The sequence below is a fragment of the Acinetobacter brisouii CIP 110357 genome, from assembly GCF_000488275.1.
GTDB lineage: Bacteria > Pseudomonadota > Gammaproteobacteria > Pseudomonadales > Moraxellaceae > Acinetobacter > Acinetobacter brisouii.
The window spans coordinates 259,304-267,435 of sequence record NZ_KI530762.1 but is presented as its reverse complement, the minus strand read 5'-3'; the positions used below and the strand labels follow the sequence as shown (position 1 = coordinate 267,435).

Sequence of the window (8,132 nt, the reverse complement as noted above, 5' to 3'; positions counted from 1 at the left end):
GTTGAAGCTGTTGAAGCTGTTGAAGCTGTTGAAGCTGTTGAAGCTGTTGAAGCTAAAGCTGATGCCGAAACAGAAGAAAACGCAACCAAACAAAGTAAAGACAAAGCGGCAGCTCGCCCACGTCGCCCACGTGGTCGTCCACCGAAAAAAGTGACTCCAACTACACCGACAGAATAAGTTTTTATTGTTTAAACCGCTTCCTTCGAGAAGCGGTTTTTACGTTAAGGCGTCGACTGTACGCTCCTTTCCATCTGCATCAAACGTAGGAACATTATGAAACAATCTTCTACAGATATGATCGGGTTGCGTGACATCTTCCACAAAATTCCTCAAATCGCCCCTAAATTGCCACATATTCTTTCTGGGTTAAAACAGGCTTATCTACATGGTCAAAAAACACCAATAGGTCTGGCGGTTGCCTTTGAAAAAATGGCACAACATTACCCCGAGCGCCCTGCTGTATTATTTGAACAACAATCCTTGAGTTATCAGCAACTCAACCAGTGGGCAAACCAGATCGGGCATTATTTTCTTGCACAAGGTATTCAAAAGGGCGATGTTATTGCCTTAATGTTGAGTAACCGTCCAGAATTTTTCGTCAGCATTTTGGCACTGGCAAAAATTGGAGCAATTGCCGCTCTAGTCAATACCTCGCAATCAGGCAAAGTTCTTAGCCATAGTATTCGGCTGGTACAACCCAAAGCCGTGATCGTAGGAGATGAATATCAGCAAGTGTTTAATGCTATTCGCCATGAGCTACATAGCGACGCTGTTCTATATTGGTTTGCAGATACAGAAACTCGCAAACAATCAGGCATAGCACCTGAAGGTTATCTCAATTTAGCACGCTGTGCCGATGCTTTTCCTGAATTCAATACGACCACAACCAAACATGTCTATGCCAAAGACGGGCTATTTTATATTTATACCTCTGGCACTACAGGCTTGCCCAAAGCGGTGATTTTTAACCATGGGCGCTGGGCACTGGCTTATGGAACTTATGGACATATGCTCAATCTAAATTGCAATGATGTTCTCTATGCGCCATTACCCATGTACCATGCCACAGGTATTGTGGTGTGCTGGTGTTGTGTGATTGCTGGCGGTGCAGCACTGGCAACTCGACGCAAATATTCCACCAGTCATTTTTGGCAAGATGTTGCAAAATTTAATGCCTCTGCACTGGGTTATGTCGGAGAAATCTGTCGGTATTTACTTGATGCCCCTGTTTCTGAGCAAGATCGTCAACATCGAGTCAGTAAAATGATTGGTAACGGTATGCGTCCGAATATCTGGTATGAGTTTAAACAGCGCTTTGGCATTAGCGAAATTATGGAAATGTATGCGTCTAGTGAGGGTAACGTCGGATTTAGCAATCTGTTTAACTTTGACAACACGGTAGGTTTCTCCCCGACTCCCTTTGCGATTGTGCAATATGATCAAGAAAAGAATCAACTGGTGCGCAACGCTCAAGGTTTTTGCCAATCTGTGCAAAAGGGTGAAGTCGGTTTATTGATTGGAAAAATTACCAAGCGCTCTCCATTTGATGGTTATACCGACGCTGACAAAAACCATGCTGTGATCTTGCAAAATGTATTTAAAACAGGTGATGCGTATTTTAATACAGGTGATTTGATGCGCAATTTAGGCTTTCGCCATGCTCAGTTTGTTGACCGCCTGGGCGATACGTTCCGCTGGAAAGGTGAAAATGTCTCAACTGCAGAAGTCGAAGGGATCTTATGTGAACACCCATTGATTCATGATGCTGTGGTGTATGGGGTTGAAATTCCTCAAACCAATGGGCGTGCAGGTATGGCAAGTATTACCTTGAATGCAGGAACGGTTTTGGCAGAAGTTGATTTGGCTAAACTTTGGCAGGATTTTAAACAGGTTTTGCCTGCTTATGCTGTGCCTGTTTTTTTACGCATTCATGAACAGCTTGAAACGACCAGCACCTTCAAATATCCGAAACAAAAATTAAAGAACCAAGGCTTTGATTTACAGCAATCTCATGATCCGATTCTAGTGAACTTGCCAAATAGTCAGACCTACTGTGTGCTCACCCCTGAAATTTTTGCCAACATTCAACAATATCACTATCGGTTTTAGCTTATTTTTTAGCTAAAACGTGCAATTTTGAGGGTTTTGTAAACAATTGATTCATTTTCTTGCAAAATCCTCTTGCCATCGTTCAAGATCTTGCTACAATACGCTCCATCAAGACGATATGGGTCGTTAGCTCAGTTGGTAGAGCAGCGGACTTTTAATCCGTTGGTCCCGCGTTCGAGTCGCGGACGACCCACCAAGATTCTAAAAAATCCTTTCTTTATGAAAGGATTTTTTTTGCCTAAAATTCTTTAAATCTATTTTTATCCCTTTAATCCAAATTGAAATTTGAGATCAATTACTGACTCGTAGCAAATAATAATTCTTTAACGTATACGGATGCCCATGCTCAAAGAAATCTCTGTTGATTTCATAATTACGCTGACTATCCATCACAATATTTCTTTTATGATCAATTAGATAATACAAACATAAATGTTCATTTAAATACACCACAACATATTTTTTCTGATCTTCGGTGATGACTTTCCAACGAGCATGCTGATAATTCTGAGTTATGCGAGTATCGGCATAAACTTTGCCAAAACTTTTAATCAATCGAAAAACAGATCCATCATCCATTAAGTTAATAATGTATTCTACCGAACCCTGCTGTCCGACATCACAATGGGCAATTGGATCTTGGCAAGAGATGGTCGCCATATAGCGCCCAACCATGACTTTTTCTTGGTTAGTCAAGACATCACGCTCTTCAGGCAGTGGAGTTTGCTCAGGCATTACACTCTTCCCCGCCACATCTACAAGTTTTTGTCCTTCAACATTATGCTGTAAAGGTAAACTTGCTCCCCTCGTCTGGTATGAGTGTGTCAATCCATCAGATGGAGAATGAGGGCTACAAGCAACCAGTTGCCAAGCGCATTCAAGGATACATGCTAAATACGTTATTGGTTTTATATAATTATTTAGCTGTTTCAACATAAGCTTGCCTTAGGAAGAGTAAAGAGCTGTGAGACGATAAAACAACCTCAGGCATTGTAATCAGAACTCGCATCCATTCTGTAAAAAATTACAGAAATTAACCTTTTTTAAGCCTGCGAGTTGGAAAATGTGCAATCAATCTCCATATATAAAATAAGACTTTATTAACAGTTTTTGCTAATATTGTGAAATTTTACTGCATAAATATAAACAGGAGACTAGCATGAGCAGCTCAGGGCTATACCGTTCAAGCAAACAACAAATCATTGCTGGTGTTATGGGAGGTATTGCTGAACGTTTTGGCTGGAATGCCAATGTACTGCGCGTGCTATTTGTTTTAGTTTCTGTAATGAGCGCAGCATTTCCTGGGATATTGATCTATATTATTTTATGGATTCTCATCCCAAAGCAGAAAAAGATATTTAATCCATCTATGCGTTACCAGCAACCTATTCGCACCATACACGAAGAAAAATACCGTTAAATTTTAAAGTTTCACCACGATTTTTCCCCCGAAAATCGTGGTTTTTTTATGCTTGCTGTTTGAGCAACTGCTGCTGTAAGGCTGCAATCATATCCGCACGGCTAATCATTCCAACCAAGTGCTGCTGTTCAACTACAGGAATATAATTGAATGAACGCTCAACAAAATACGGAATCAAGTCAATCAGGGGTTGCTCAGGCTGCACAGTGACCACTTGACGCTGCATAATCTGATAAACGAAATCCTCCCACGGTGCGCGTGGATCTGCTGCACGCTGAAACCATTCCATCACTTCATATAGCGCCAAAGTTCCCAGTAATTTCCCAGTTTCATCCACCACAGGTAAACTCATGAGATTGACTTGCTTGAATTTAGCAAGTGCCTGCTGAATGGCATCTTGTGCATGTAGGGTAATCAGGTCACGACTCATGATATCGCGACAGAGATACGCCTGCGGTGAGCGCTGCTGGGCATGCTGTTGTGCCTGCAAAATGATGTCTTCTAACTGATACTGACTGATATCCAGCAATTCTGTCTGATGTGCCAAAACATCTTGAATATCTTGTGGTTGAATACCGACTTTTTGTGTGGGTGTCGGATCTTTGCTTCGGGTATTGAGCTGTGCGGTCTGTGGATAGTGACGTCCGATACCACGGTTAAAGATGATTGCAATACCCAGCAACAACAAAGAGTTTAATAAAACAGGATAAGCAATAAATTTAAATCCCAAGTGATGTACAGATGCTCCGCCAAGTACAGCAGTCATGGCAACAGCACCACTCGGTGGATGTAATGAATCTGTACTCATCATCACAAAGATTGCCAAAGCAACTGCCAGACTAAATGCCACTGTTGTTTCAGGAATGTATTGTGCACACAACACTCCAATCAAGGCTGCGAATGTATTCCCAACGACAATATTCCATGGCTGTGCCAATGGGCTGGAAGGTACGGCAAACAACAATACCGACGATGCTCCCATAGGTGCGATATACCATGCGTTAAATTCGCCCAGTATCAACCAGCTCAGCCATGAAGAGACGGCTAATCCCAGCAATGCGCCAAGCGCACAGAACATACGCTCTTTGACAGGCAAGAGTTTAAAATTCGGTTTGAGCCACTCCAGATTGAAATGCATATTTTTCTATCCACGAACTTGCATGAGTCCCATATTATAGAAGCCCAAACTTAAAGATGTATTTATTTTATATTTTATAAATATCAGTAAATCTGTTGATTGGCCGAGGGAAATATAACGTCGTTTAGCAGTCATTTATCATATTGATCATTTCACTGAGCATAGGCAATTTTGCATAGAAGTCTTTGCCACTCACCCACAAAATCCTTATACTTAGGGACAATTTTTCTCATAATTCGTGGATGCTACATGAGTCGCGCCATCTCGCATATTGATACTTTTCAAGGCTTAATTCTTGCCTTACAAAATTACTGGGCCGAGCAAGGCTGTGTTGTTTTACAACCTTATGACATGGAAGTTGGCGCAGGGACATTCCACACGGCAACCTTCTTACGTGCCTTAGGCCCTGAAACCTGGAACGCGGCTTACGTACAGCCTTCCCGTCGTCCTAAAGATGGTCGCTACGGTGAAAACCCGAACCGCTTACAACATTATTATCAGTTCCAAGTGGTCTTGAAGCCAAACCCAGACAACATTCAGCAGTTGTATCTGGACTCGCTCAAAGCGATTGGCATTGACACCCTCACCCACGATATTCGCTTTGTCGAAGACAACTGGGAATCACCAACGCTTGGCGCTTGGGGCTTAGGTTGGGAAGTCTGGCTCAACGGTATGGAAGTGACTCAGTTTACTTACTTCCAGCAAGTCGGCGGGATTGAATGTTACCCTGTGACAGGCGAAATCACTTATGGTCTGGAACGTCTTGCCATGTATTTGCAAGGGGTTGACTCGGTTTATGACTTGGTTTGGACCAAAGGCCCATTTGGCACAGTGACTTATGGTGATGTGTTCCATCAGAACGAAGTGGAACAATCAACCTATAACTTTGAATACGCACCTGTTGAAAAACTGTTTGAATTCTTCGATTTTTACGAGTCCGAAGCCAACCGTCTGATTGAAGCTGAGTTGCCATTACCTGCCTATGAACAGGTCATGAAAGCATCACATACCTTCAACTTGCTGGACGCACGTGGCGCAATTTCGGTGACTGAACGTCAGCGTTATATTTTACGTGTGCGTGCGTTGGCGCGTGCCATTGCACAAAGTTATGTCCAAGCGCGTGCCAAGTTGGGCTTCCCAATGGCGGAACCACATTTACGTGATGAAGTCTTGGCACAGTTACAAGCACAAGCCGAAGCAGAAGCTGCAAAAACGGAGAACAAATAATGACTCAACATACTGTTTTATTTGAACTCGGCTGTGAAGAACTTCCACCAAAAAGTTTAAAAACTTTGCGTGATGCCTTACAGGCTGAAACGGTTAAAGGCCTACAAGAAGCAGGCTTAAACTTTGCTTCAATTGAAGCCTATGCAGCACCACGTCGTTTGGCTTTAAAAATTGTCGATGTCGATGGCGCTCAAGCCGACTCACAAAAACGCTTTGATGGCCCTGCTGTACAAGCGGCTTATGATGCGGAAGGCAAACCAACCAAAGCCCTTGAAGGCTTTATGCGTGGTCAAGGCATTAGCGCTGAGCAAGTATCAACTTTCCAAGCAGGTAAAGTTGAAAAAGTGTGCTATTACAAAGACATTCAAGGCCAAAGTCTGGATGTACTTTTACCGCAAATCTTGCAAACTGCTTTAGATCGCTTACCGATTGCCAAACGTATGCGTTCAGCAGCAAGCCGTACCGAATTTGTTCGCCCTGTAAAATGGGTGGTATTGCTCAAAGATGATCAGGTTATTCCTGCGACCATCCAAGATCACCAAGCAGGCAACTTGAGTTATGGTCACCGCTTCCATGCACCTGAAGCCATTACTTTGGCAAATGCAGACGAATATTTACCAAAATTAAAAGCAGCGCATGTTGTGGCTTCTTTTGAAGAACGCCAAGCAATGATCGATCAACAAGTCAAAGCACTTGCAGATGAGGTCAATGCGATTGCGATTGTACCTGCTGATCTTCGTGATGAAGTCACTGCGTTGGTGGAATGGCCTGTTGCACTTCGTGCAAGCTTCGAAGAACGCTTCCTTGCCGTGCCTCAAGAAGCCTTAATTACCACCATGCAGGACAACCAGAAGTATTTCTGTTTGATCAATGCTGACGGTAAATTACAACCTTACTTCATTACTGTCTCAAACATTGAGTCTAAAGATCCGACTCAAATCATTGAAGGCAATGAAAAAGTAGTTCGCCCACGTTTGAGCGATGCTGAATTCTTCTTCTTGCAAGATCAAAAACAGCCTTTAGCAAGCCGTAAAACCAAATTAGCCAACATGGTATTCCAGGCGGAGTTGGGTACACTTTGGGACAAATCGGAGCGTATCGCAAAGTTAGCCGTAGCACTGACAGCAATCACTGGTGCAAATGCTCAAGATGCTGAAAAAGCTGCGCTGCTTGCAAAATGTGACTTAACTTCTGAACTGGTGGGTGAATTCCCTGAGCTTCAAGGGATTGCAGGCACTTACTATGCCCGTCTTGAAGGCGAAAATGATGAAGTTGCAGAAGCGCTAGGCGAACAGTATTTGCCAAAATTCGCAGGCGATGTTTTACCAAAAACCAAAACAGGTACAACGATTGCCCTTGCTGACCGTTTAGATACCTTGGTGGGTATTTTTGGTATCGGACAAGCACCGACAGGTTCAAAAGACCCGTTTGCACTCCGTCGTTCAGCGATTGGTATCTTACGTTTAATCATTGAAAATGAATTGGACGTAACCATCGAAGAATTGGTCAACCTTGCACTTCAAGGTTATGGCGAGATTGTCAAAGATCACGGCAAGACTTTGGCTGATGCAGTTGCTTTCCTTGAAGGTCGTTACCGTGCCAAATACGAAGACCAAGGCGTTGCGGTAGATGTATTGCAAGCGGTTCAAGCGTTATCACCAAAATCACCGTTAGATTTTGACAAGCGTGTCAATGCAGTCAACCACTTCCGCGCACTACCTGAAGCTGCGGCACTGGCTGCTGCCAACAAGCGTGTTGCAAACATTCTTGCCAAAGAAGCGACACCTGAAGGGGCTGTGGTTGAAGCAAAACTGGTTGAAGATGCTGAAAAAGCATTATTTGCTGAGCTTCAAGCGGTTACTCCTGTGGTTGAACCATTACTTGCAGCGAAAGACTACACCGAAGCATTGTCTAAGCTGGCAGCACTTCGTGCGCCAATTGATTCCTTCTTTGATGGTGTTATGGTGATGGCAGATGATGCTGAACTCAAAGCCAACCGTTTACGTTTATTGGCGCAGTTGCGTCACCTGTTTACTGCTGTGGCTGATGTGAGTGTGTTGCAGCATTAATTAGATTTTTCAATAAAAACTCGCTAGTAATAGCGAGTTTTTATATATAAAATTTTAAATCATTAAAATTAACAATACTTTTCTATAATGATTGAAACTATAAATTCATATTTGTTAGTAATAATTCCTGCTATTTTAACTGGTATAGGATTTCTAATTAAACACTATT

The 8,132-nt window shown here is 42.9% G+C and carries 6 protein-coding genes and 1 tRNA gene; 5 read left to right on the top strand and 2 right to left on the bottom strand.

The features are described from left to right. The first annotated feature begins 270 nt into the window (after positions 1 to 270). The gene (locus P255_RS01230; RefSeq protein WP_171063616.1) at positions 271 to 2,109 is read left to right on the top strand and encodes a long-chain-acyl-CoA synthetase; all 1,839 of its coding nucleotides are present in this window, start codon (positions 271 to 273) and stop codon (positions 2,107 to 2,109) included. A 120-nt stretch (positions 2,110 to 2,229) separates the two neighbouring features. Continuing rightward, positions 2,230 to 2,305 (top strand) — tRNA-Lys (locus P255_RS01225). Between the two features lie 95 nt (positions 2,306 to 2,400). On the opposite strand, the gene P255_RS01220 is transcribed toward P255_RS01225, so the two are convergent. Then, positions 2,401 to 2,844 (bottom strand): hypothetical protein, encoded by a 444-nt coding sequence (locus tag P255_RS01220; protein WP_228127501.1) that lies wholly within the window; start codon positions 2,842 to 2,844, stop codon positions 2,401 to 2,403. Positions 2,845 to 3,268: 424 nt separating this feature from the next. Here P255_RS01220 and P255_RS01215 point away from each other — a divergent pair, with 424 nt between their 5' ends. After that, positions 3,269 to 3,529: a PspC domain-containing protein gene (locus P255_RS01215; protein ID WP_004899216.1), complete on the top strand. Its 261-nt coding sequence runs from the start codon at positions 3,269 to 3,271 to the stop codon at positions 3,527 to 3,529. Between the two features lie 46 nt (positions 3,530 to 3,575). Here the strand turns inward: P255_RS01215 and P255_RS01210 are convergent, their stop codons facing one another. Then, positions 3,576 to 4,667: an HPP family protein gene (locus P255_RS01210; RefSeq protein ID WP_004899212.1), complete on the bottom strand. Its 1,092-nt coding sequence runs from the start codon at positions 4,665 to 4,667 to the stop codon at positions 3,576 to 3,578. Positions 4,668 to 4,916: 249 nt separating this feature from the next. Between P255_RS01210 and glyQ the strand changes: the two genes are divergently transcribed. Beyond that, positions 4,917 to 5,894, top strand: coding sequence for a glycine--tRNA ligase subunit alpha (gene glyQ, locus P255_RS01205; RefSeq protein ID WP_004754373.1), 978 nt, complete (start codon positions 4,917 to 4,919; stop codon positions 5,892 to 5,894). After that, positions 5,894 to 7,963, top strand: coding sequence for a glycine--tRNA ligase subunit beta (glyS, locus tag P255_RS01200; RefSeq protein ID WP_004899209.1), 2,070 nt, complete (start codon positions 5,894 to 5,896; stop codon positions 7,961 to 7,963). Before glyQ ends, glyS begins: the two co-directional genes overlap by 1 nt. The last annotated feature ends 169 nt before the right edge of the window (positions 7,964 to 8,132 follow it).